Genomic DNA, 24,149 nt, shown 5'->3' on the forward strand with positions numbered 1-24,149 from the left:
GAAAGACGATAATCGTCCCATAAGGAGCTCACTTGATTACACATATTAGCCCGCTTGGCTCTATGGATATGTTGTCGCAACTGGAAGTGGACATGCTTAAACGCACCGCCAGTAGCGACCTGTATCAACTGTTTCGTAACTGTTCACTTGCTGTACTGAACTCCGGAAGCCTGACCGACAACAGTAAAGAGCTGCTGTCCCGCTTCGAAAGTTTTGATATCAATGTGCTGCGCCGCGAGCGCGGGGTGAAGCTGGAAGTGATCAACCCGCCGGAAGAGGCGTTTGTCGATGGGCGTATTATTCGCTCACTTCAGGCCAACCTTTTTGCCGTGCTGCGCGACATCCTGTTTGTTAACGGACAGATCAGCAACGCCGGTCGTTTCCAGCATCTCGATCTGGAAAGCTCCGTTCATATCACCAACCTGGTTTTCTCCATTCTGCGTAACGCCCGCGCCCTGCACGTTGGCGAAGCGCCGAACATGGTCGTCTGCTGGGGTGGTCACTCCATTAACGAAACCGAATACCTGTACGCCCGCCGCGTGGGTAATCAGCTCGGCCTGCGCGAGCTGAACATCTGTACCGGCTGCGGTCCTGGCGCGATGGAAGCGCCGATGAAAGGCGCGGCAGTAGGACACGCGCAGCAACGCTATAAAGAAGGCCGTTTTATCGGCATGACCGAGCCGTCAATCATCGCCGCTGAGCCGCCTAACCCGCTGGTTAACGAACTGATTATTATGCCGGATATCGAAAAACGTCTTGAGGCGTTTGTCCGTATCGCGCACGGCATTATCATCTTCCCGGGCGGCGTAGGTACGGCGGAAGAACTGCTTTATCTGCTCGGGATCCTGATGAACCCGGCCAACAAAAATCAGGTTCTGCCGCTGATCCTGACCGGCCCGAAAGAGAGCGCCGACTATTTCCGCGTGCTGGACGAGTTTATCGTGCATACGCTGGGGGAAGACGCGCGCCGTCACTACCGCATTATTATTGACGATGCCGCAGAAGTGGCCCGTCAGATGAAAAAAGCGATGCCGCTGGTGAAAGAGAACCGTCGTGATACCGGGGATGCCTACAGCTTTAACTGGTCCATCCGTATCGCACCGGATCTCCAGATCCCCTTCGAGCCGTCGCATGAGAACATGGCGAACCTCAAACTCTATCCGGATCAGCCGGTGGAAGTACTGGCAGCTGACCTGCGTCGCGCCTTCTCTGGCATCGTGGCGGGGAACGTGAAGGAGGTGGGGATCCGCGCGATTGAGGAGTTCGGGCCGTATAAAATCCACGGTGACCCGGAGATGATGCGCCGCATGGATGACATGCTGCAGGGCTTTGTGGCTCAGCATCGCATGAAACTTCCGGGTTCTGCCTATATTCCCTGTTACGAAATCATCAAATAAAGCGTCCTTTCCCTCCTCTCAAGCCGGATTGTCATCCGGCTTTTTTATTAGTGATGTAATTCATAGCGATCTTCAATGTTATTAACAAATCTGGCGCCTGCGCAAACGATTACCTCGTTTTTGAAACCGTAAATAATCAGCCTTAATCGAAATTACCTGCCAGAAAATCCTAAAATCCTATTTCTTTACAGCGAAAGACACCTATCTCGCGGGTCAGCCTTTTCGAAAACATGTCGTTAATGGTAGCCTTCGCGCCCGTAAATCCTCTTTGATGTTTTTTTAACAGATAAATGGTCTAAATATGCCCACATCATAAGTGGATTATTGCATTTGGGATCGCGATCACTGATAGATTCATAACGAGAATGTATCTTTCCGCCCGCCAATAGTTACGGGCAAAAATTATTAAAAAACCGTCACTGAACGAATTTCATATTACCGTCAGGCACTTTTTCATCGGATTTGACTAAAAACCTGACAATTTGCTTCCTCCAGGAGATACAGATGGAAACCACTCAAACCAGCACCGTTGCTTCGATTGAATCCCGAAGCGGTTGGCGCAAAACGGATACCATGTGGATGCTTGGCCTGTACGGCACGGCAATCGGCGCTGGTGTACTGTTCCTTCCTATCAACGCAGGTGTCGGCGGTCTGATCCCGCTGATCATCATGGCCATCATCGCCTTTCCGATGACCTTCTTTGCACACCGCGGCCTGACCCGCTTCGTGCTGTCCGGTAAAAACCCGGGCGAAGACATTACTGAAGTCGTTGAAGAACACTTCGGCGTCGGCGCAGGTAAGCTGATTACCCTGCTCTACTTCTTCGCGATTTACCCGATTCTGCTGGTGTATAGCGTTGCTATCACCAACACCGTTGAAAGCTTCATGATGCACCAGCTGCAGATGACCCCGCCGCCGCGTGCGATCCTGTCCCTGATCCTGATCGTCGGTATGATGACCATCGTGCGCTTTGGCGAGCAGATGATTGTCAAAGCGATGAGCGTGCTGGTATTCCCGTTTGTTGCAGCCCTGATGGTGCTGGCGCTGTACCTGATCCCACAGTGGAACGGCGCTGCGCTGGAAACTCTGTCTCTGAGCAGCGCATCCGCAACCGGTAACGGCCTGCTACTGACCCTGTGGCTGGCGATCCCGGTAATGGTGTTCTCCTTCAACCACTCGCCAATCATCTCCTCCTTCGCGGTGGCGAAGCGTGAAGAGTACGGCAATGGCGCAGAGAAGAAGTGCTCCAGCATCCTGGCTCGCGCACACATCATGATGGTACTGACAGTTATGTTCTTCGTGTTCAGCTGCGTGCTGAGCCTTTCCCCGGCGGATCTGGCGGCGGCGAAAGAGCAGAACATCTCTATTCTGTCCTACCTGGCAAACCACTTTAACGCACCGCTGATTGCGTGGATGGCACCGATCATCGCGATTATCGCCATCACCAAATCCTTCCTGGGCCACTACCTGGGCGCACGTGAAGGCTTCAACGGTATGGTGATTAAATCTCTGCGCGGTAAAGGCAAGAGCATTGAAATCAACCGTCTGAACAAAATCACCGCGCTGTTCATGCTGGTGACCACCTGGGCGGTAGCCACCCTGAACCCAAGCATTCTGGGCATGATTGAAACCCTGGGCGGCCCGATTATCGCGATGATTCTGTTCCTGATGCCGATGTACGCGATTCAGAAAGTGCCAGCGATGCGTAAATACAGCGGCCATATCAGCAACGTGTTCGTTGTTGTGATGGGTCTGATTGCCATCTCCGCTATTTTCTACTCGCTGTTCAGCTAATACCTCCTGCGCCGTCTGCGGATGGCGCACTCCTCCCCTCTGACTGAAGCAATGGACGCATCATGATTAGCGTATTCGATATCTTCAAAATCGGTATTGGTCCTTCCAGCTCTCACACCGTCGGACCAATGAAAGCCGGTAAACAATTCACGGATGACTTGATTGCACGCGGCATTTTGCACGACATCACCCGCGTGGTTGTCGATGTATACGGTTCCCTTTCCCTGACCGGTAAAGGCCACCATACCGATATTGCCATTATCATGGGGCTGGCGGGTAACCTGCCGGATACCGTTGATATTGACTCCATTCCTGGCTTTATCCAGGACGTGAACACCCATGGTCGTTTGCTGCTGGCGAACGGCGAGCACGAAGTTGAATTTCCGGTTGACCACTGCATGAATTTCCATGCGGATAACCTGTCGCTGCACGAAAACGGCATGCGCATTACCGCGCTGGTCGGCGATAAAGCGGTTTACAGCCAGACGTATTACTCTATCGGCGGCGGGTTTATCGTCGACGAAGACCATTTTGGTCAAACCAACGGCTCCGCCGTTGAGGTGCCGTACCCGTACAAAAACGCGGCCGATTTACAGCGTCACTGCCAGGAGACAGGCCTTTCTCTCTCCGGCCTGATGATGAAAAACGAGCTGGCCCTGCACAGCAAAGAGGAGCTGGAACAGCACTTCGCAAACGTCTGGGAAGTGATGCGCAGCGGCATTGAGCGCGGGATCACCACCGAAGGCGTGCTGCCGGGGAAACTGCGTGTTCCACGTCGTGCGGCTGCGCTGCGCCGCATGCTGGTCAGCACCGACAAAACCACCACCGACCCGATGGCCGTTGTCGACTGGATCAACATGTTCGCGCTGGCGGTGAACGAAGAGAACGCCGCGGGTGGCCGCGTCGTCACCGCGCCAACCAACGGGGCGTGCGGCATTGTTCCGGCGGTCCTGGCGTATTACGACAAATTTATCCGTGAAGTGAATGCAAACTCACTCGCGCGGTATATGCTGGTCGCCAGTGCGATTGGCTCACTGTACAAGATGAACGCCTCGATTTCCGGCGCGGAAGTGGGCTGTCAGGGTGAAGTGGGCGTAGCCTGCTCTATGGCGGCGGCGGGTCTGGCCGAACTGCTGGGCGCAAGTCCTGCGCAGGTTTGTATTGCGGCGGAAATCGGCATGGAACATAACCTGGGGCTGACCTGCGATCCGGTCGGCGGACAGGTCCAGGTGCCATGCATCGAGCGTAACGCCATCGCCTCTGTGAAAGCGGTGAACGCGGCCCGTATGGCGCTGCGCCGCACCAGTGAACCGCGCGTGTGTCTCGACAAGGTTATCGAAACCATGTACGAAACCGGTAAAGATATGAACGCCAAATACCGCGAAACCTCCCGCGGTGGCCTGGCGATGAAGATCGTTACCTGCGATTAAGCCTCTCAGGAAGCCTCGTTTTGCGAGGCTTCTTCCTGTTTTCCCCACCATTCATAGTTTCATGCTGCGCTCAGTGTTACCCTTCCCCCATTAGACAGAAGGGAGATTATCTGTGGCCGTTCATTTGCTTATCGTCGATGCACTTAACCTGATTCGCCGTATTCACGCGGTACAGGGCACCCCCTGCAAGGACACCTGTTTACACGCGCTGGAGCAGCTCATTCGCCATAGCGAACCCACCCACGCTGTTGCCGTATTCGACGATGAAGCACGCAATACCGGCTGGCGGCACCAGCGCCTGCCGGACTACAAAGCCGGGCGTGCGCCGATGCCGGACGATCTGCACGCCGAAATGCCCGTTATACGCGCGGCCTTTGAACAGCGCGGCGTTCCGTGCTGGGGCGCACACGGTAATGAGGCTGACGATTTAGCCGCAACGCTGGCGGTTAAAGTCGCGAGCGCCGGGCATCAGGCGACTATCGTTTCAACCGACAAAGGCTACTGCCAGCTGCTCTCTCCAACGGTCCGCATCCGCGACTACTTCCAGAAACGCTGGCTGGACGCGCCATTTATTGCCAGCGAGTTTGGCGTATCGCCTGAGCAATTGCCGGATTACTGGGGGCTGGCGGGGATCAGCAGCTCCAGAGTGCCGGGTGTCGCCGGTATTGGACCCAAAAGTGCCGCACAGCTGCTGACGAAGTTTCAGAATCTGGAAGGGATTTACGCAAGGCTTGAGGAAGTGCCGGAAAAATGGCGCAAGAAGCTGGAGGCGAATAAAGAGATGGCGTTTATCTGCCGGGAAATCGCAACGCTACAGACGGATTTACAGCTGGACGGGAATTTACAGCAGTTAAGGTTAGAACGTTAAAACAACTACACGATTTTGTAGGCCCGGTAAGCACAGCGCCACCGGGCGTTACAAACGTTATCGCTCGTCGCGACGCCCACCCACGGCCGCCCACCAGCGACGGATATGCACCGTCACTTCTTCACGGTCGTGATACAGCTGACGCGCCTGGATTTCCGCGTTAATCCCGTGTTCGTCCAGTTGCTGCTGAATATAAGCCAGGTTCTGCGACACCTCTTCGTAACGCTTTTTCATCGGCAGCTTGAGGTTGAAAATCGTCTCACGACACCAGCCGTTCACCAGCCAGGAGGCCATCAGCGCCGCGACTTTCGCCGGTTTTTCTACCATGTCGCACACCATCCAGGAGATGTTGTTACGGGTAGGACGGTAGCGGAAACCATCTTCACGCAGCCAGGTGACCTGCCCGGTGTCCATCAGGCTTTGCGCCATCGGGCCGTTATCCACAGACGAAACCCACATGTTGCGTTTCACCAGCTGATAGGTCCAGCCGCCCGGGCACGCGCCAAGATCGACGGCATACATGCCGTTTGCCAGACGTTCGTCCCACTCGTCCGCCGGGATAAAGACGTGGAACGCCTCTTCCAGCTTCAGGGTTGAACGGCTCGGCGCGTCTGACGGGAAGCGCAGACGCGGGATCCCCATAAAGAACGGCGAGTTATTGGTGGTATACGAGTAGCCGGTGTAGCAACATCCTGGCGCAATAAAGAAGATATGCACGACTGGACGCTTTGGCGTTTCGTAGTTTGTCAGCACTCCCGCATCACGCAGTGCCGCGCGGAGCGGCACGGTAAACTTACGGCAGAACTTCATCAGCTCTTTGCTTTCATTGGTGTCAGCCACTTCCACGCGCAAATCGCCGCCCTTCTCCACCACGCCCTGCAACAGGCCAACAATCGGCGTGATGCGATCCTCCGGCGGAAGATCTTTCAGCAGTTCGCCCGCGACAAACATCTGACGGGCGAAAATCAGCGAGCTGAACGGCAGTTCGCGCGCCAGCTTGTCGGCATCATCAGGCTGATAGCATTCAAATACCACATAACCCGCGTTCTCTTTGACGCGAGCGAATCCGAAGACTTCACGCTTCGCCGCTTTATCGGTGATTTCCGCGGCGCACTCTTTCTCAAACCCCGGGCGACAATATAAAACAACCTTATTCATGAACAACGCCCTTGCGTTTCAGACGGATAGCTCCGATAAACATTAACACCCAACCCGCCAGGAAGCTGACGCCGCCGACAGGTGTAACAAACGCCCACAGGCGTAAATGCGACAGCGCCAGACAGTAGAGACTGCCGCTGAACAGTACGGTACCCAGCACCAGAAAGACGCTGCTCCAGTAAAACCAAATGCTGATACGGCGCTGCATCGCCACCGCCAGCCCAAAAATTGCCAGCGTGTGGAACGCCTGATATTCAAGGCCGGTCTGGATCCAGCCCATCTCCACAACGCCCAAAGACTTGCTTAAGACATGCGCGCCAAACGCGCCCAGAGCTACAAAAATAAAGCCACTCACCGCGGCGAAAATCAGCATGAATCGGCTGGTCATGTTTAAGTCCTGAATTAATGCGTGCCCGGCACACAAACGTTATTGTTCATACCTGAAGCGGAATTTTTCTTGCTCGCTTGCCGCTTTCGCCAGTATCCACTGCCGGAAAGCGGCTATTTTACCCAGTTCTGCCTGACTGTCATGACAAACCAGATAAAATGCATTCTTGCTGACCAGTACATCGTTAAATGGGCAAACCAGACGGCCTGCCTCAATTTCGGACTGCGCCATGACGTTATTCGCTAATGCCACGCCCTGCCCGTGAATGGCAGCCTGTAACACCATCGCGCTGTGGCTAAAAATGGGCCCCTGCTGCACGTTTATATGATTAAGACCTAACTGGCGGGTATAAGTTTGCCAGTCGCGACGCGACGCATCGTGCAAAAGCGTGTGTTGCGCCAGATCGGCGGGCGTTTTGAGCGCTTTCTCCCCCGTCAGCAGCAGTGGTGAACAGACCGGCAGCAGATATTCTGCGTATAATTTTTCAACACGCAAGCCCGGCCAGTTACCGCGACCGTAAAAAATCGCCACATCCACATCGTCTGCAAGCTTGTCTTCCTGACGGTCCACCGCCTGGATTCGGACATCGATTCCCGGATAAGTTGAGTTAAAGCTTGAGAGTCGCGGCACCAGCCACTGAATGGCAAAACTGGGCAATAAACTCACAGTCAGGGCGCCTTTTGCGCTCCGTGCCTGAAGCTTACGGGTGGCTTCCGTCAGCTGGGAGAAAATCTCTTTAATATCCTGAAAATAGCTCTGCCCTTCTTCGGTCAACAGCAACGAACGGTTGCGGCGACGGAACAGCTTAAGCCCCAGAAAATCCTCCAGAGACTTGATTTGATGACTTACTGCGGCCTGTGTCACAAAAAGCTCATCGGCTGCGCGGGTGAAGCTGAGGTGGCGTGCTGCTGCATCAAAAACACGTAATGCATTTAGGGGTGGCAATCGCTTGGACATGGTTATCTGGCTTAGATGTTAACGAGATTTAACATATAGGAAACAACGTTTAACCTATTAGTTTTTTTTATCTGAGCCATTATAATTTGTCCGTTGAGGAACTACCAGCAAATACCTATAGTGGCGGCACTTCCTGAGCCGGAACGAAAAGCTTTTTTTGGAATGCGTGTTCTGAAGGGCTTTTGGCTTACGGTTGTGATGTTGTGTTGTTGTGTTTGCAATTGGTCTGCGATTCAGACCACGGTAGCAACGCTACCAATTTTTCACTTCCTGTACATTTACCCTGTCTGTCCATAGTGATTAATGTAGCACCGCCAACTTGCGGTGCTTTTTTTTTCGCTTATCTAACTGTTAATGCTCGATTTCCTTCATCTCTTTCACGTCACTGCGATTGATCTGCTGTTTGTTCCCGTTAGCATCTTTGTATGAAATCATCCCGGTATCATTATCGGTTGTCGGTTTCCCTTCAGAGACGATAGATCGACCATCGTTGGTATGCATTACGTAGTTATTACCAGAACATGCGCTCAGGGCAAAGGTCAACGCACAGGCAGAAATGATTGCAGCTGTCTTTTTCATGATTATTCTCCTTTAGCAATTAATGCTATTCAAACCTCGATTTATAACAGGCTAAAACATCCGCCTAACACTATTTAGCATAACCTGCTTTTTCAGACTCGCCAGGATAAGCAGACAAATCTGATAGATATCAACTTCCTTGCCCTGCCGATAAATTTGCGCGACGATCGTAGAATCGATATGAGGAATTCCATGAACGCTTTCAGTCCTGCGCAGTTTCGCGCACAGTTTCCTGCGCTGGCCGATGCCGGCATTTATCTTGATAGCGCCGCCACGGCCCTTAAGCCGCAAGCGGTGATTGAGGCAACCCGCCAGTTTTACAGCCTGAGCGCCGGGAACGTGCATCGCAGCCAGTATGCCGACGCGCAGCGCTTAACGGCGCAATACGAAGCCGCACGGGATCAGGTCGCGCGCCTGATCAATGCTGACAGCGGTAAGAACATCGTCTGGACGCGGGGCACTACCGAGGCCATTAACATGGTGGCGCAATGTTACGCGCGTCCGCTGTTGCAGCCCGGGGATGAGATCATCGTCAGCGAGGCGGAACACCACGCCAACCTGGTGCCCTGGCTGATGGTGGCCAAACAAACCGGGGCACGGGTTGTAAAACTCCCGTTGGGTACAGACTTCCTGCCTGACGTGGCGCGTCTGCCTGAGCTGATTACGCCGCGCAGCCGTATTCTGGCGCTGGGGCAGATGTCCAACGTCACCGGCGGCTGTCCGGATCTGGCGCGCGCCATTGAGATTGCCCATGCCAGCGGCGTGGTGGTAATGGTCGACGGTGCGCAGGGTGTGGTGCATTTTCCGGCTAACGTTCAGGCGCTGGATATCGACTTCTATGCCTTCTCAGGGCATAAATTGTACGGGCCAACCGGTATCGGCGCGCTGTACGGCAAACCTGAACTGCTGGCCCGGATGACGCCGTGGCTCGGCGGCGGCAAGATGATTACCGAAGTCACCTTCGACGGTTTCAAAACGCAGGATGTGCCTTACCGCCTGGAAGCCGGTACGCCGAACGTGGCAGGGGTTATCGGTCTGAGCGCAGCGCTCGAATTTCTCGCAGATACGGACGTGGCTCAGGCTGAAAGCTGGAGCCGGGGCCTGGCGACGCTGGCAGAAGAAGAGCTTAAGAAACGCCCCGGGTTTCGCTCGTTCCGCGTCCAGGACTCCAGCCTGCTCGCCTTTGATTTTGCGGGCGTACACCATAGCGACATGGTGACGCTGCTTGCCGGATACGGCATTGCCCTGCGCGCAGGACAGCACTGCGCCCAGCCGCTGCTGGCGGCCATGGGGGTGAGCGGTACCCTGCGCGCCTCGTTTGCACCGTACAACACAAAAAGTGACGTCGACGCGTTGGTTTCCGCCGTCGACCGCGCCCTGGAATTACTGGTGGATTAATGACAAGTTCAGCCTTAGCCGGGCATCCGTTCGGCACAGTTATCACTGAAGAGACGTTAAAACAGACCTTCGTCCCGCTCACGCAGTGGGAAGATAAATATCGTCAGTTGATCCTGCTGGGCAAACAGTTGCCCACGCTGTCAGACGAACTGAAATCGCAGGCGAAGGAGATAGCTGGCTGCGAGAACCGCGTCTGGCTTGGGTTTAGCATATCCGGTGAGAAACTGCATTTCTTCGGCGACAGCGAGGGACGCATTGTTCGCGGTCTGCTGGCGGTGCTGTTGACCGCAATCGAAGGGAAAAGCGCCGCAGAGCTGCTGGCGCATTCTCCGCTGGCGCTGTTTGATGAGCTGGGACTTCGCACGCAGCTTAGCGCCTCGCGCGGTCAGGGACTGATTGCGCTAAACGACGCGGTGCTGGATGCCGCCCGTCAGGCTCAGGCCTGACGTTCCGCCTTCGCCATCATCTTCTTCAGGGCGTGAGAGACCGCCACAAAGCCGAAGGAGGCGGTCACCATGGTGGCCGCTCCAAACCCTGAGGCACAATCCATCCGCTTTGGCCCTTCCGCTGTGCTTTTCATTGCACAGACCGAACCATCCGCCTGCGGATAAACCAGCGCTTCTGTCGAGAACACACAGTCCACACCCAGCTTGCCTTTACTGTTCTTCACCACATTGAAGTCGCTTTTTAAGCGCTCGCGCAGCTTAGCGGCCAGTGGATCCTGAATGGTTTTCGCCAGATCTGCCACCTGGATCTGCGTCGGATCAATTTGTCCACCCGCGCCGCCCGTTGTCACCAGCGGCACCTTGTAACGACGACAGTAAGCGATCAGCGCCGCTTTTGGCCGCACGCTGTCGATGGCGTCAATCACATAGCTGTAGCCTTTGCTCATGTACTCCGCGACGTTATCTGCCGTCACAAAGTCGTCAATCACCGTTACGCGGCACTCCGGGTTGATGAGACGAATACGCTCCGCCATCACCTCGGACTTCGCCAGACCGACGTTATCACGCAGGGCGTGGATCTGACGGTTAGTGTTAGTGACGCAGACGTCATCCATATCAATCAACGTAATTGCGCCAATGCCGGTTCTCGCCAGCGCTTCTGCCGCCCACGAACCCACGCCACCAATGCCCACCACGCAGACATGCGCATCCGCGAACAGTTGCAGGGCTTTTTCACCGTATAACCGTGCCGTGCCGCCGAAACGCTGGCGCCAGGCATCGCTGATTACCACAGACATAAAACCTCAGATGTAAAAAGGGTGAGGTATTCCTCACCCTGAACCGTAATCCGTCTTGCGCTCAGAATACCACACTCAGCCGCTAAATACGTTCCCGGTACCCGGCGCTGTCTTCAGCACCCACACGCGCCCGTAGTGGTTATACCAGCCTGCACGGTGGCCGGCATCCGGGCCGATGCCCTGATAAATGTCGAAGTGCTGGCCTTTAATCGCCCCGCCCACGTCCAGCGCCACCATCAGGCGTAATTCATACTTGCCGTTGAATTTGCCGTTGTTGTCGAGGAGAGGAACTTCCGCCAGCAGCGTGGTACCCGCCGGGATAATCGAACGATCCGATGCCACAGAAGCGCGGCCAATCAGCGGGACGGCGCTCGCCCCTTTCACCGGCGCAAAGTTCTGCGGTTTGAAGAAGACAAACGATGGATTCTGCTCAAGCAGCTCACGCACTTCCGCTTCGCTGTGTTTTTCGCCCCACTCGCGGATCGCCTGCATCGACATATCTTCTCGTTTCACTTCACCACGGTCGATGAGCACCTTACCGATGCTGCGATAGGCATGGCCGTTTTTCCCGGCATAGCTAAAGAAGTTCAGCGGCGAGCCGTCGCCAAAATCAATATAGCCGCTGCCCTGCACGTCCATGATGAAGTTATCCATCAGCGAGTTGCTGTAGGCCAGCACGTAATTTTCGCTAAGCGCACCGGCATAGATTTCAGCGCGGGACGGGAGACGACCGCGTTTTGGCGGCATGCGGTAAATCGGATACTGGAATTCGCCCTGACGCGTGTGTCGTGCCTGGACAACCGGGGTGTAGTAGCCGGTAAACTGAACGTTACCGTAGTTATCTGCCCCTTCCATCTGCCACGCATCGATTCCAAACTGGCGCATATTGCGCGTATCACCGCCAGCACGCAGCCAGTCCTGCACTGCACTATAAACGTTGTTCTGTGAGCCATACAGGCGCGGCGACGCTTTGCGGATCTGGTATACCTGCTCGGAGAAATCCCCGGCATTGATTGGAGCACCCACGGCATCTGGCTGGTTAACTAAAGAGAAAGGCTGGGATAACTTCCCGTCTTTATACTGTTGACCGCGATCGGTCGGTTTGGAAGAGCAGGCCGCAAGAATCGCTACCATTGCGCCTGTCATCAGATACTTCACCCAACGTCCTTTCATTATATCTCGTCTTTTAGTTGCCCAATTCCGCGTGATGAAGATAACAAACCCACCGTGGTAATGAAATGCAATCGCCTTCCCTTTGGCAAATTCTGGACAAAAAATAGTCCAAAGTGGCTATTCCCGTTCATTTTGCATACAAAATAATGAATTATGCGAAAAAGGGGTTGCATCACAAACCTATCCGAGTATAGTGCGCTTCCACGGACGCGGGGTGGAGCAGCCTGGTAGCTCGTCGGGCTCATAACCCGAAGGTCGTCGGTTCAAATCCGGCCCCCGCAACCAATTAAAATTTGATGAAGTATCTTCTACGACTGTAGAAAGACGGACGCGGGGTGGAGCAGCCTGGTAGCTCGTCGGGCTCATAACCCGAAGGTCGTCGGTTCAAATCCGGCCCCCGCAACCAATCAAATTTGAAGAAGTAAGTTTCTACAAGTGTAGAAAGACGGACGCGGGGTGGAGCAGCCTGGTAGCTCGTCGGGCTCATAACCCGAAGGTCGTCGGTTCAAATCCGGCCCCCGCAACCAACACTTCTTAAAACAATAAACACCCTTAAGGGTGTTTTTTTGTATCTGCCGTTTGTGAAAGTGCCGGGCGAGATACCCGGCGTAATACCCTATCCCCGCCGCGCCAGCGTTTCCCCGTCTGAGAAATAGGCCCGAATACCCGCCAGAATCGACTCCGCCACTTCCTGCTGGAATTTAGCCGTCTTGAGCTTGCGTTCCTCTTGCACGTTACTGATAAACGCGGTTTCGACCAGAATGGACGGAATATCTGGCGCTTTCAGTACCGCAAATCCGGCCTGCTCGACGCTGTTTTTGTGCAGCTTGTTGACCCGGCCCAGTTTGCCCAGCACCGCTTTACCAAACTTCAGACTGTCGGTAATGGTCAGCGACTGCACCATATCAAACAGCGTATGGTCGACATAACGATCCCCGCTTTTGCTCACGCCACCGATTAAATCCGAGGCGTTCTGCGTGTCCGCCAGGTATCTCGCGGCGGTACTGGTCGCCCCTTTCGTTGACAGGGCAAACACCGACGATCCGCTCGGCTGGCGGCTGGTGAAGGCGTCCGCATGAATAGAGACAAACAGATCCGCGCGCTGCTTCTGCGCTTTCGCCACGCGGACCTTCAGCGGGATAAAGACATCTTCGTTGCGCGTCATGTAGGCGCGCATATTGCCCTCTTTGTCGATTAACGCCTTCAGACGACGGGCAATTTGCAGCACCACATCTTTTTCACGGGTGTGATATTTCCCAACGGCGCCGGAATCTTCTCCGCCGTGGCCAGGATCGAGCATGATCACAATCGGACGATCGCGCCCCGCCCTGCCCGGCTTAGGACCACTTTGCGCAGGTGGGACCTGCCGCTGGAGATCGCCTTTGTTGTAATCTTCAAGTAACGCCAGGAGCGGATCCTGAATATCCGTTGCATTCGCGGGATAGAGATCCATTACCAGGCGCTCCTTAAAGGCGGCAACAGGCGCAAGGGCAAAGAGCTGCGGTTTCACGTTCTGCTTGAGCTCAAACACCATGCGCACGGTTTGCGGATCGAACTGCCCGACGCGCGCCGATTTGATAAAAGGATCGTCGCCACGGATCTGCGCCGCCATGCCTTTAAGCACGGAGTTGAGATTCACACCTTCGAGATCAACCACCACACGTTCAGGATTGCTGAGGGCAAATTGTTTGTATTTCAGCACGCGGTTGGACTCGACCGTCACGCGCGTATAGGTCGACGACGGCCAGACGCGCACCGCGACTACCTGGCTTGTGGCGGCAAGACCCACCTGGCTGACGCTAAGCAACCACATCGCCCCGGCCCCTTTTAACAGGCGGCGGCGGCTTATTGCTGAATTGGATCCCGACATGCTTCTCCCGAGCAAGAAATCTGATTGATGAACAAAACGCCCAAATTGACCGAAAACTTTAACGAATGACGCATAAACTGTCATCTATAAAAGGGTAAACAATCATACGTTAACGCACGGATTACTTATTATTTTCTGTGGGTCGCAGAAAATTTTGGCTTGCACACACGGCCACAATCGAATAAAAATACATAAATAACGAATAAACATTCATTAAGGGTTGTGTCATGGTTAAGGAACGCAGAACCGAACTGGTCCAGGGATTCCGCCATTCTGTTCCCTATATCAACACCCATCGGGGCAAAACCTTTGTCATCATGCTTGGCGGTGAAGCCATTGAGCATGAGAACTTTTCCAGTATCGTCAATGATATCGGCCTGCTGCACAGCCTCGGCATCCGTCTGGTGGTGGTGTATGGCGCACGTCCGCAAATCGAAGCCAACCTGGCCGCCCATCACCATGAGCCGATCTACCACAAACATACCCGCGTGACGGATGCGAAAACCCTCGAACTGGTCAAACAGGCGGCGGGTCTGTTGCAGCTCGATATCACCGCCCGCCTGTCGATGAGCCTGAGTAATACGCCGCTGCAGGGCGCGCACATCAACGTGGTGAGCGGCAACTTTATCATCGCTCAGCCGCTCGGCGTGGACGATGGCGTGGATTACTGCCACAGCGGCCGCATCCGGCGCATTGATGAAGAAGCCATTCACCGCCAGTTAGACAATGGCGCGATCGTCCTGATGGGACCCGTTGCCGTTTCCGTAACGGGTGAAAGTTTTAATCTGACCTCAGAAGAGATTGCCACCCAGCTGGCCATCAAGCTGAAAGCGGAAAAAATGATCGGCTTTTGCTCATCACAGGGCGTCGTGAACGATGAGGGCGTGATTGTGCCAGAACTTTTTCCGAATGAAGCCCAGGCGCGCGTCGAAGCGCTGGAAGCACAAGGCGATTACTATTCCGGTACCGTGCGTTTTCTGCGCGGCGCCGTCAAAGCGTGCCGCAGCGGGGTACGCCGCAGCCACCTGATCAGCTATCAGGAAGACGGCGCGCTGTTGCAGGAACTGTTCTCCCGGGACGGGATCGGTACGCAGATCGTAATGGAGAGCGCCGAGCAGATCCGCCGTGCCACCATCAATGACATCGGCGGCATTCTGGAGCTGATCCGTCCGCTGGAACAACAGGGCATTCTGGTTCGCCGCTCCCGCGAGCAGCTGGAGATGGAGATCGACAAGTTCACCATCATCCAGCGAGATAACCTGACCATTGCCTGTGCGGCGCTTTATCCGTTCCCGGAAGAGCAGATTGGCGAAATGGCGTGCGTTGCCGTGCACCCGGATTACCGTAGCTCCTCGCGGGGGGAACTGCTGCTTGAACGCGTGGCGGCACAGGCGCGCCAGATGGGTCTGAGCAAGCTGTTCGTGCTCACCACGCGCAGCATTCACTGGTTCCAGGAGCGCGGCTTCACGCCGGTGGATATTGATTCTCTGCCGGAAAGTAAGAAAGAGATGTACAACTACCAGCGCCGCTCGAAGGTGTTAATGGCGGACCTGGGATAACAATCACCCTCTCCTGTCGGAGAGGGTGATTACTCAGACAGATTCAAAAATCGCGCTTAATCCGCTTCTGCGCTCGGTGCGAGTGGCAATCGCCTGACCCAGCACGCGCTCATCCGCATACAGCGACAGACGCTGGCGCGCACGGGTAACGGCGGTGTAGACCAACTCACGGGTTACGACCGGCGAAAGCTGAGTCGGCAGGATCAGCGCCGCATGGTTGAACTCTGAGCCCTGAGACTTGTGTACCGTCATCGCCCATGCCGTTTCATGCTCTGGCAGACGGCTGGGCTGGACGGGCTTCACGCTGCCGTCCGGCAGCTGAAACCAGACGCGCAAACCGTTACCGCGATCGAGCGCAATACCGATATCCCCGTTGAACAGCCCCAGCGTACTGTCGTTGCGGGAGATCATCACTGGCCGGCCTTCATACCATCGCGAATGCTGCTGACGGTTAATTTTGCGTTTCTGCACAAGCAGCTGCTCCAGCCTGTCGTTCAGGCCCGCAACGCCGAACGGCCCTTCCCGCAATGCGCACAGAAGCTGGTATTCGCCAAATGCGGCAATGACCTGCCCGGGCTGACTGCGCTGCTGCACGCAGCTCAGAAAACGCTGGTATCCCTGGAGAGCCTCCTCAAGCATAGCCTGATACTCTTCCCCGCTTTGCAGCGATTTCTTTTCAATGTCAGTGAAAGAGCCGTCAAACACCGTGCGCGTGGCATGCCGATCGCCACGGTTGACCGCCGCAGCCAGCTGGCCGATGCCGGAGTCGCTACCGAAACGGTAGCTTTTTTGCAGCAGGCACAGGCTGTCACGCAGTGCGCCTGCGACCGGCGAGTGATCGGGTTCAAGCGAGCAGCCGGTCAGGCGGGCAAGCTCCTGCGCCCGCGCGGCGGTATAACCGTAGCTGGCGTAGGTACAGATATCCCCCAGTACCGCCCCGGCTTCCACGGAGGCGAGCTGGTCGCGATCGCCCAGGAAAACCACGCGCGCATGCGGCGGCAGAGCATCGATCAGGCGCGACATCATGGTCAGGTCAATCATGGAGGCTTCATCCACCACCAGCACGTCCAGATGCAGCGGATTACCCGCATGGTAGCGCAGCCGCTGGCTACCCGGCTGCGCGCCGAGCAGACGGTGCAGGGTACTCGCTTCACCCGGGAAAAGCGCAAGCTGCTCCTGAGTGAGCGGCAGCTGTTGCATCGCACCGCCCAGTGATTCGGTCAGTCGCGCCGCAGCCTTCCCGGTGGGCGCCGCCAGACGAATACGACATCGCTGCTCGCCTGATAGCTGGATCAGGGCTGCCAGCAGCTTTGCGACGGTCGTGGTTTTCCCGGTCCCCGGGCCACCTGAAATCACCGAAATCCGCCGCGTCAGGGCGACGGCCGCCGCCACTTTCTGCCAGTCTGTAGGCTCACCGGAGTCAAACAGCCTGTCCAGCGTCTGGCGAAGCTGCGCTTCGTCGCAGGGAAGCGGCGCGTTGGTCTCACTAAAGAAACGCGCTACCGTCAGTTCGTTTCGCCACAGACGGTTCAGATATAAGCGCTCCCCCGTCAGGATCAGCGGCGCCTGGTTTTCTCCCGGCCCGACGGCCGACGATTCGCGCAAAATTTTCTGCCAGTCCACCCTCTCCCCCAGCAGCGCAAAGCAGGACTGGAGGACAGGCGGCATTTTCTCGTCAACAACCAGACGCGAGAGCGGCAGACACACATGCCCCTCTCCGGCGTCTTTACTCAAAAGGGCAGCGGCAAGCATCACGGCGGGCTGGTCAGCGGCAATCATCATGGCAAACTGCACGTCCAGCTGACGCAGCACGCGTTGCTCTACCGCTTCCAGCAATAAGTCCTGCATCGTCATGCCATCTCCTCCGTGTTTGCTGCAAACAGGTTATCCATTTTATTAATCAATTCCGCATCCGGACGGGTGCTGAAGATCCCGGAGCGCGGATCGGCAGCGTCGACCCCGCGCAAGAAGAGGTAGATGACGCCACCAAAATGATCGTCGTAGCGGTAATCCGCAATACGGTGGCGCAAATAGCGGTGCAGCGCTAGCGTGTAGAGCTGATATTGCAGATCGTAGCGATGCATTTGCATGGCTGCCGCCATCGCCTGCTGGGTATAGGCTTCGCTGTTCTCGCCCAGCCAGTTCGATTTGTAATCCAGCAGGTAGTACCGTCCTTCGTGACGGAAGACCAGGTCGATAAAGCCTTTCAGCATGCCCTGCACTTGACGGAAGTTCAGCGGCGGGCAACCGGCTGAGAGCGGATCGTACTGACGGATAAGCGCATCGAGCGCGTCGGCCTTAAGCGGGCCTGCGACAGGCAGATAAAACTCCATCTCCACCTGCTTATTTCTGGCAGTTAGCTGACGAAGAGCGAAGCCCTGCTCAGTCAGCGGCGCCTGCAAAATGGCGTTGATCCAGTCAGTGAGAACGGGCTGCCAGTGCGCGTCATAGCCCCCGCTCTGTAGCATCTTCAGCACCCACTCCTCACTGACAGGCTGAGTAAAATCAAGCTCTTCAAAGAGGCTGTGCAAAAAGGTGCCCGGCGATGCGCCGCGTGGGAACTGATGCGGAGTTAACGTCGGTTCAACCGGAATATCACCCACCCCTGCGGCATCCACGTCCAGCTTCGGCATGAGATCCAGCGCAATACTTTGCCCGTGCTGTTGCAGGCCAGAATAGCTGGTGACGCGCCAGTCGTCGGCAAGCACCCGCGTGATCTGGCGCGCATTAAGATCGGTCGCGGGCTCTTGCGCCATTTGCCAGCGGCTATTGTCTGGCAGAGACGGGATATGCAGCGCGATATCGTCACCGCAGAGCGACTCAATGCAGAGGCGCAACCCCGCCGCATCTTTCGGCTCGCCACGCTGAATAAGCCGCCCTAACGCGCTTAAATGGAAATCGCTTTCCCCTGTTTTCTCCCCGCGACGGCGGAAAACCGGGGCGACGCCCAGGCTGCAATGCCAGACAGAACGGGTCAGCGCCACGTAAAGCAGGCGCAAATCCTCCGCCAGACGCTCCGCTTCTGCCAGTTCAACGCTGGTCTCCGCCTTGCTGAGATCGAGCACCGCATCGAAAGTCTCGCGGTCATGGTAAAAGGCCTGATCCTGAACCCGGTAGTTCGCGATGAAAGGCAGCCAGACCAGCGGATATTCGAGACCTTTGGATTTGTGAATGGTGACGATTTGCACCAGATGCTTATCGCTCTCAAGACGCATCTGCTGGCTTGAAGAGTTACTGTTTGGATCCGCGATTTGCTGCGCCAGCCAACGCACAAGGGCATGTTCACTTTCAAGCTGGGTACCCGCTTCCTGTAACAGTTCGCTGATGTGTAAAATATCGGTCAGACGCCTTTCACCGCCGGATGTCGCCAGCATATTTTCGGCAATCTGACGCCGTGTCATCAGCTCGCGCAGCATCGCCATGACGCCGCGCTTTTGCCAGCGTTCACGGTAATGGACAAACTCTTCTACCACCGCATCCCATGCGTTTTCGTCATGGTTGAGTTCATCAATATCCCGTGCGTTCAACCCCAGCATAGAACTGGCCAGCGCGCTTCGAAGCGTATTTTCGCGCTCCGGCGCCAGCACCGCCTGAAGCAACCAGAGCATTTCCTGGGCTTCCAGCGTGTCGAACACGCTGTCGCGGTTAGAGAGATACACTGACGGAATATCCAGCAACGTTAGCGCATCGCGGATTAACGCCGCTTCCTGACGACTGCGCACCAGCACGGTAATATCAGAGGCCTTTACAGGATATGCCTGTTCCCCCTTCCACAGTAGTGCCTCGCCGCGCGCGCCTGCGCTTAGCCAGTCACGGATTTGCGCGGCGCAGTGCTGGGCCATCGCCGCCTGATAATCGGCAACGCCATAGCCTTCCCCCTCAAGCAGCCAGAAGGTCATGGCGGGTTGTACCGCACCGCTGACTTCGAAGCGCAGGGATGCGTTTTTTGGGGCGGATTTCACCGGCAGGAAAGGGATTTCATTGAACATAAACGCCGTCTCCATACGGCTGAACAGCGCATTGACGCTCTCAACCATCCCCGGAGCGGAGCGCCAGTTGGTATCTAACGTGTAATGCGCGACCACCTCACTACGGGCTTTCATATAGGTGAAGATATCTGCCCCACGGAAGGCGTAAATGGCCTGTTTAGGGTCGCCTATCAGCAGCAGGGCAGTGTCGGGCTGCTGTCGCCAGATGCGGCGAAAAATGCGGTACTGCTGGGGGTCGGTGTCCTGAAATTCGTCAATCATCGCCACCGGAAAACGGGTACGGATCGCGCTGGCGAGCGCTTCACCATTCTCGCTGGACAGGGCTTCGTCCAGGCGGCTCAGCATGTCATCAAACCCCAGCTCGCCCCGGCGACGTTTTTCGCGCGCGACGGCCTGGCGGATCTCCGTCATGGCGCGGGTGATCATCAGGTCATTGAGCGTTAATGGCTCCGCAAGCAGCGCTTCAATCGCCACAAACAGGGGATGCTCAGGCACAATACCGTCGGCTTTGGTTCGCTCGGTCAAAAAGCGCTGCGAAAATTTTTCCAGTGCGTCCGGAAGCTGGTAACCCCGCGTCTCCTCCTGGGCCCAGGCGCTGATCTTTTCGATCCACTTCCCCTGGTTCCCACGGTTGAACTTGCGTCTGTCGATGCCTGAGTTTTCGATGATTGCATCAATTTCACCAACCGACTCATTCCACTTCTGCTTAAGCGCGGTAATTTTGGCGACGATCTTTTCATGGCGCGAGGCCAGCGTTTCATCGGCAGGCGGAGGAGATTTAATGACCGGCGCTTCGCCTTGCAGGTAACGGTCGATGGCGCGAAGAAGCTCTTCCGGACCTTTCCACAGGGCGTGAACCGCTTCAGCAATGTCGCGCTGCAACGGATAACAGTGACGACGCCAGAAATCCGCACAGGCCTGATAGCGAAGCTCGGATTCATCTTCAATAAGCTGCTGCTCAAAGAGCATGCCGGATTCAAACGCATTCAGGCTCAGCATGCGCTGACAAAAACCGTGAATGGTGAAGACGGACGCTTCATCCATTTGCCGTTCGGCCAGCAGCAGCCATTGCGCAGCCTGTTGCTTATCCGCAATCTCGTCCAGCAGGCTCGCATAGAGGGGGTTATCCGTCGTCTGACGCAGACAGGCGATGCGCAGCTCATGAATGTTGCTGCGAATACGGCCACGCAGCTCGGCAGTGGCCGCTTCGGTGAAGGTTACCACCAGCAGCTCTTCCACGCTTAACGGGCGCGAAAAAGCGGCGTTGCCGCCGAGCCCCAACAGCAGACGCAGATAGAGCGCGGCGATGGTATAGGTTTTTCCCGTTCCCGCTGAGGCTTCAATCAGTCGCTCACCCTGTAGAGGTAAACTTAGGGGATCAAGCGGCTCAGCGGTATGGGTCATTCTTTCTTACTCCAGGGCATAGTTTGTTGCAGCGCGCTGACGCTCTTCCAGACGGTCCACTCTTTTGATTTTACGTAGTCCGTTTTCCCGTTCTGGCTGCCAGAAACCTGAGACAGGATGGCCATACCCTGCGGTTTTACTACCGCCTGATGGAAGAAATCGGCAACTTTTTGTGGCGTCAGCTGTTTTATTTCGGCCACTATTTTATCACGCGAATCAAATTTCATATTACCGCGATCAAAATCTTTGCTCAGCTGCGAGGCCTCTTCACCCAGCGTCTGCGGCGGTTGCATCACCTGAGCGATAACCGCCTGCTGGATCTGGGCAAACTCTTCCGGCTTCATGGCGCGCAGTTTTGCTTCCGCCTGCGGGAAGAATGCCTGATAACGTTGCCACAGGTAAGCGGGTTGCTTGTCGCTGCTTTGCAGAAGGAAGCCCAACCCCCACTGACGGCCCACATTCATCGAGAAAGCGAATACCGCATAACCCAGCTGCTCTTCGGTGCGCAGCTGGTTGTAAAACCACGGCTGAATAATTTGACCGAGCACCGCACTCTGGGCAGAGCTGGTAAATTCGTCATATCCGACAGGGACAAACACCGCGGCCAGCGCGGAATCCGTGCTGCTTCCCGCTTTTTCGAAGATCGCATTCTGCTTTTTCTCTACCAGCACATCCTGGTTACGGCACCACTCATCGCCTTTTGAACCCAGTTGCGTACGCACGTTTTGTGCCAGCGTTTTAGCCTGATCTTCGCTCATGTTCCCTACAACCAGGAACTCCGGACGAGTATTGGTTTTCAGCGAATCACGGTAAGCCAGCACCTCTTTTAAGGTGACTGAGGGCAATAACGCGCGGCGATCTTCGCGCTGGAAATAAGGAATTTGGGACAACATCTGTGCTGGCATAATCGCCTGATCGTAGGCTTTACCCTTCTCGGCAGAATCCATCATCTGGGCATACCAGGACTTAGCCTGCTCGAGCTGTTCTTCCGTAGGCGTATAGCTGAGATAACCGTCCAGCAGCGCCTGGAACAGCTGCGGCAAACGCTGGGTATAGCCGTTGGCATTCACCATCAGGCCGTTATTGGCATTGGTGGAGAAACTGATACCGCCAACGGCAGCCTGGTTGCTGAGCTGATCGAGGGCAATACCGGCCAGATAATCGTTAAGCGCAAACAGCACCTGGTTTCTGGCGCTGTCCATTGCTTTAGGATTACGCAGCACTACGCTGACATCCGCTTTTGGCTCGTCGCCGAAATAGCGGCTTGGGGTGTAGACCACGCGCAGCGTCGGCTCATCAACAATCAGCTCCGGATGCGGATAGGCCTTTGCGGGTTTGATCAGCGAGAAATCGTCCGGGATGTAGGGGTTAAGCTCCGGTAACTTCAGCGCAATTTCCCCCGCCTTTTTCTGCCAGCCCGCGAAGGTCTGTTCGCTGATTTTTTCAACCTGATACGGGGCATCAACGAAGTAGGCCATTTTGTTATGCGGTTCGTTCGGGCTGATATACCAGACGCGGGCATTCTGCGGAGTCATCATCGCCAGACGCGCTTTGAGCGCCCCGGCGTCATACTGATCGGCAATATTTACCGCATCCAGCGTATGTTCCACCGGCACGCGGATCATGGTATCTGCCAGCCACTCGACGTAGTCCATATCACGCGTAATAGAGGGATAGCGGAAATCGAGATCCAGCACGTGCGCCAGCTCGTCGAAGTAGCGTTTATCGACGCCTTCGTCGCGCAGCAGAGAGAGGTAACTGAAAATGGCCGCAACGACGTCGTCACGGTGAGCCAGCCCTTTATCGGTCAGCGTCGCGGAGATGGCCAGCACGCCGCTATTCCCGTTTACGACGGGATCGGAGTCAGCGCGAATACCTTCCACCAGCCCCTGCTTTTGCAGCCAGTCGGAGAGCGTACCCGGGCTGCGGTTACCGATAAGATAAGTCACCAGCTCGTCGGTTTTGCTGCGGAACTGCGCCGTGTTGTTATCAATACGGAATTCAACGCGTAACACCTTGCGCGGCAAGGCCGGCACATAGTGAATAACAATGCCTTTTTGCGCGTCCGTGACAACCGGCACGTTAATCTGCGGCAGATCGATATTTTTATTTGGCACCCTGCCATAGGTCTGCGCAGCCATGTTTGCCAGCGTCGGCAACGGTTTATTGCTGTAAATAACCGCTTTCATCAGATTGGCGGAATAGTATTTTTCACGAAACGCATGCAGCGCATCGAGCACCGGGCTACCCGGCTTGTCGCTCAGCGTTTCAAGGTTGCCGCCTGAGAAGCGCGAACCCGGATGCGCCGGATTGATGGTTTCAGCGCTAACCTGCGCCATGCGCATACCGTCTCGCGTGCGCGCCATCGTAAGTTCGGCGTTTACGGCGTTGCGTTCCCGGTCAGCATATTTTTTATCCAGCAGCGGTGCGGCGATGGCATCCGCCAGACGGTCCACCGCCCCGTCAAGCGCATCATTTTCCACTTCCAGGTAAAACGCGGTACGATACGGCGCAGTGCTGGCGTTGTGGCTGCCGCCATGCATTTTCAGAAATTCGGACAGGCTGTCAGGCTGTGGGTATTTTTTAGACCCCATCAGCGTCATGTGCTCAAGGTAGTGCGCCAGTCCCGGATGGTCATCAGGATCTTCCAGCGATCCGACCGGCACAACCAGTGCGGAGAGCGATTTAACCGCCTGAGGATCGGAAACCAGCAGCACGGTCATCCCGTTATCAAGACGAATCGCCTGATACTGACGGGTGTCCTTATCGCTCTTACGGATTGTTTCCTGGACAGGTTGCCAACCGGAATCGGCCTGAGTGACGGGAGCCCAAAGGGCGATAAACAAAACAAATGCTTTGAACAAGGTGCTGCCTGGCATTACGACCTCTTTATCACGGCTACATCATTAACAACGTGCGTGCTGGACACGCCAGCATCTCTT

General features: G+C 55.8%; 17 protein-coding genes and 3 tRNA genes. 10 read left to right on the plus strand and 10 right to left on the minus strand.

What is annotated here, in order from left to right; genetic code table 11:
- Positions 1-32 precede the first annotated feature (32 nt).
- The 4 genes from ppnN to xni all read left to right on the plus strand — a co-directional run bounded on the left by ppnN (position 33) and on the right by xni (position 5,489).
- Entirely contained in the window at positions 33-1,397 is a 1,365-nt protein-coding gene (gene ppnN / locus ACQG0S_RS17430) for a nucleotide 5'-monophosphate nucleosidase PpnN (RefSeq protein ID WP_023298502.1), read from the plus strand.
- 504 nt (positions 1,398-1,901) lie between these two features.
- Positions 1,902-3,191 (plus strand): HAAAP family serine/threonine permease, encoded by a 1,290-nt coding sequence (locus tag ACQG0S_RS17435; RefSeq protein ID WP_022649218.1) that lies wholly within the window; start codon positions 1,902-1,904, stop codon positions 3,189-3,191.
- A gap of 62 nt (positions 3,192-3,253) precedes the next feature.
- Positions 3,254-4,621, plus strand: a complete 1,368-nt coding sequence (locus tag ACQG0S_RS17440) for an L-serine ammonia-lyase (protein WP_022649219.1) — start codon at positions 3,254-3,256, stop codon at positions 4,619-4,621.
- Positions 4,622-4,733: 112 nt separating this feature from the next.
- Positions 4,734-5,489, plus strand: a complete 756-nt coding sequence (xni, locus tag ACQG0S_RS17445) for a flap endonuclease Xni (RefSeq protein WP_048966644.1) — start codon at positions 4,734-4,736, stop codon at positions 5,487-5,489.
- Between the two features lie 57 nt (positions 5,490-5,546).
- On the opposite strand, the gene rlmM is transcribed toward xni, so the two are convergent.
- From rlmM to ACQG0S_RS17465, 4 genes are all read right to left on the minus strand, one after another.
- Positions 5,547-6,647 (minus strand): 23S rRNA (cytidine(2498)-2'-O)-methyltransferase RlmM, encoded by a 1,101-nt coding sequence (gene rlmM, locus ACQG0S_RS17450; protein ID WP_022649221.1) that lies wholly within the window; start codon positions 6,645-6,647, stop codon positions 5,547-5,549.
- Positions 6,640-7,035 (minus strand): DUF423 domain-containing protein, encoded by a 396-nt coding sequence (locus tag ACQG0S_RS17455; RefSeq protein ID WP_104460055.1) that lies wholly within the window; start codon positions 7,033-7,035, stop codon positions 6,640-6,642. Before ACQG0S_RS17455 ends, rlmM begins: the two co-directional genes overlap by 8 nt.
- 39 nt (positions 7,036-7,074) lie before the next feature.
- Complete coding sequence (gene gcvA / locus ACQG0S_RS17460) at positions 7,075-7,992, minus strand: glycine cleavage system transcriptional regulator GcvA (RefSeq protein WP_022649222.1); 918 nt, start codon at positions 7,990-7,992, stop codon at positions 7,075-7,077.
- A 351-nt stretch (positions 7,993-8,343) separates the two neighbouring features.
- Positions 8,344-8,571, minus strand: a complete 228-nt coding sequence (locus ACQG0S_RS17465; RefSeq protein ID WP_015571738.1) for a YgdI/YgdR family lipoprotein — start codon at positions 8,569-8,571, stop codon at positions 8,344-8,346.
- A 192-nt stretch (positions 8,572-8,763) separates the two neighbouring features.
- On the opposite strand from ACQG0S_RS17465, the gene csdA reads away from it, so the two are divergent.
- Positions 8,764-9,969 carry a cysteine desulfurase CsdA gene (gene csdA / locus ACQG0S_RS17470; RefSeq protein ID WP_023306843.1) on the plus strand — a complete coding sequence of 402 codons (1,206 nt, stop codon included), beginning with the start codon at positions 8,764-8,766 and terminating at the stop codon, positions 9,967-9,969.
- Positions 9,969-10,415, plus strand: coding sequence for a cysteine desulfurase sulfur acceptor subunit CsdE (gene csdE / locus ACQG0S_RS17475; RefSeq protein ID WP_023306844.1), 447 nt, complete (start codon positions 9,969-9,971; stop codon positions 10,413-10,415). Before csdA ends, csdE begins: the two co-directional genes overlap by 1 nt.
- Here csdE and tcdA read toward each other — a convergent pair.
- A complete protein-coding gene (gene tcdA, locus ACQG0S_RS17480) occupies positions 10,406-11,212 on the minus strand; it encodes a tRNA cyclic N6-threonylcarbamoyladenosine(37) synthase TcdA (protein WP_006811804.1) in 807 nt (268 codons plus the stop codon). The two genes, csdE and tcdA, sit on opposite strands and share 10 nt — an antisense overlap.
- A 75-nt stretch (positions 11,213-11,287) precedes the next feature.
- The gene (gene mltA / locus ACQG0S_RS17485) at positions 11,288-12,385 is read right to left on the minus strand and encodes a murein transglycosylase A (RefSeq protein WP_022649225.1); all 1,098 of its coding nucleotides are present in this window, start codon (positions 12,383-12,385) and stop codon (positions 11,288-11,290) included.
- Between the two features lie 208 nt (positions 12,386-12,593).
- Between mltA and ACQG0S_RS17490 the strand changes: the two genes are divergently transcribed.
- The 3 genes from ACQG0S_RS17490 to ACQG0S_RS17500 all read left to right on the plus strand — a co-directional run bounded on the left by ACQG0S_RS17490 (position 12,594) and on the right by ACQG0S_RS17500 (position 12,912).
- Positions 12,594-12,670, plus strand: a tRNA-Met gene (locus ACQG0S_RS17490).
- 44 nt (positions 12,671-12,714) lie between these two features.
- A tRNA-Met gene (locus ACQG0S_RS17495) sits at positions 12,715-12,791 on the plus strand.
- Between the two features lie 44 nt (positions 12,792-12,835).
- Positions 12,836-12,912: transfer RNA gene (locus ACQG0S_RS17500), tRNA-Met, on the plus strand.
- An 89-nt stretch (positions 12,913-13,001) separates the two neighbouring features.
- On the opposite strand, the gene amiC is transcribed toward ACQG0S_RS17500, so the two are convergent.
- Complete coding sequence (amiC, locus tag ACQG0S_RS17505; protein WP_022649226.1) at positions 13,002-14,255, minus strand: N-acetylmuramoyl-L-alanine amidase AmiC; 1,254 nt, start codon at positions 14,253-14,255, stop codon at positions 13,002-13,004.
- A 227-nt stretch (positions 14,256-14,482) separates the two neighbouring features.
- On the opposite strand from amiC, the gene argA reads away from it, so the two are divergent.
- Positions 14,483-15,814: an amino-acid N-acetyltransferase gene (argA, locus tag ACQG0S_RS17510; protein ID WP_022649227.1), complete on the plus strand. Its 1,332-nt coding sequence runs from the start codon at positions 14,483-14,485 to the stop codon at positions 15,812-15,814.
- A gap of 33 nt (positions 15,815-15,847) precedes the next feature.
- Here argA and recD read toward each other — a convergent pair whose 3' ends face one another.
- Genes recD through ptrA form a run of 3 tightly spaced genes read right to left on the minus strand, consistent with a single transcriptional unit; the run spans position 15,848 to position 24,086 of the window.
- Positions 15,848-17,668, minus strand: coding sequence for an exodeoxyribonuclease V subunit alpha (recD, locus tag ACQG0S_RS17515; protein WP_048965682.1), 1,821 nt, complete (start codon positions 17,666-17,668; stop codon positions 15,848-15,850).
- Positions 17,665-21,207, minus strand: coding sequence for an exodeoxyribonuclease V subunit beta (recB, locus tag ACQG0S_RS17520; RefSeq protein WP_022649229.1), 3,543 nt, complete (start codon positions 21,205-21,207; stop codon positions 17,665-17,667). Before recB ends, recD begins: the two co-directional genes overlap by 4 nt.
- Positions 21,204-24,086, minus strand: a complete 2,883-nt coding sequence (ptrA, locus tag ACQG0S_RS17525) for a pitrilysin (protein WP_048965683.1) — start codon at positions 24,084-24,086, stop codon at positions 21,204-21,206. Before ptrA ends, recB begins: the two co-directional genes overlap by 4 nt.
- Positions 24,087-24,149 lie beyond the last annotated feature (63 nt).

Source organism: Enterobacter cloacae complex sp. 418I7, from assembly GCF_050030705.1.
Taxonomy (GTDB): Bacteria; Pseudomonadota; Gammaproteobacteria; order Enterobacterales; family Enterobacteriaceae; genus Enterobacter; species Enterobacter intestinihominis.

What these genes read in the sequence shown, in the direction of transcription:
- csdA (WP_023306843.1), top strand. Translation starts at nt 8,764, where the DNA reads ATGAACGCTTTCAGTCCTGCGCAGTTTCGCGCACAGTTTCCTGCGCTG.
- ACQG0S_RS17455 (WP_104460055.1), bottom strand. Translation starts at nt 7,035, where the DNA reads ATGACCAGCCGATTCATGCTGATTTTCGCCGCGGTGAGTGGCTTTATT.
- recD (WP_048965682.1), bottom strand. Translation starts at nt 17,668, where the DNA reads ATGACGATGCAGGACTTATTGCTGGAAGCGGTAGAGCAACGCGTGCTG.
- gcvA (WP_022649222.1), bottom strand. Translation starts at nt 7,992, where the DNA reads ATGTCCAAGCGATTGCCACCCCTAAATGCATTACGTGTTTTTGATGCA.
- recB (WP_022649229.1), bottom strand. Translation starts at nt 21,207, where the DNA reads ATGACCCATACCGCTGAGCCGCTTGATCCCCTAAGTTTACCTCTACAG.
- amiC (WP_022649226.1), bottom strand. Translation starts at nt 14,255, where the DNA reads ATGTCGGGATCCAATTCAGCAATAAGCCGCCGCCGCCTGTTAAAAGGG.
- csdE (WP_023306844.1), top strand. Translation starts at nt 9,969, where the DNA reads ATGACAAGTTCAGCCTTAGCCGGGCATCCGTTCGGCACAGTTATCACT.
- rlmM (WP_022649221.1), bottom strand. Translation starts at nt 6,647, where the DNA reads ATGAATAAGGTTGTTTTATATTGTCGCCCGGGGTTTGAGAAAGAGTGC.
- argA (WP_022649227.1), top strand. Translation starts at nt 14,483, where the DNA reads ATGGTTAAGGAACGCAGAACCGAACTGGTCCAGGGATTCCGCCATTCT.
- ACQG0S_RS17440 (WP_022649219.1), top strand. Translation starts at nt 3,254, where the DNA reads ATGATTAGCGTATTCGATATCTTCAAAATCGGTATTGGTCCTTCCAGC.
- ptrA (WP_048965683.1), bottom strand. Translation starts at nt 24,086, where the DNA reads ATGCCAGGCAGCACCTTGTTCAAAGCATTTGTTTTGTTTATCGCCCTT.
- ACQG0S_RS17465 (WP_015571738.1), bottom strand. Translation starts at nt 8,571, where the DNA reads ATGAAAAAGACAGCTGCAATCATTTCTGCCTGTGCGTTGACCTTTGCC.
- tcdA (WP_006811804.1), bottom strand. Translation starts at nt 11,212, where the DNA reads ATGTCTGTGGTAATCAGCGATGCCTGGCGCCAGCGTTTCGGCGGCACG.
- mltA (WP_022649225.1), bottom strand. Translation starts at nt 12,385, where the DNA reads ATGAAAGGACGTTGGGTGAAGTATCTGATGACAGGCGCAATGGTAGCG.
- ACQG0S_RS17435 (WP_022649218.1), top strand. Translation starts at nt 1,902, where the DNA reads ATGGAAACCACTCAAACCAGCACCGTTGCTTCGATTGAATCCCGAAGC.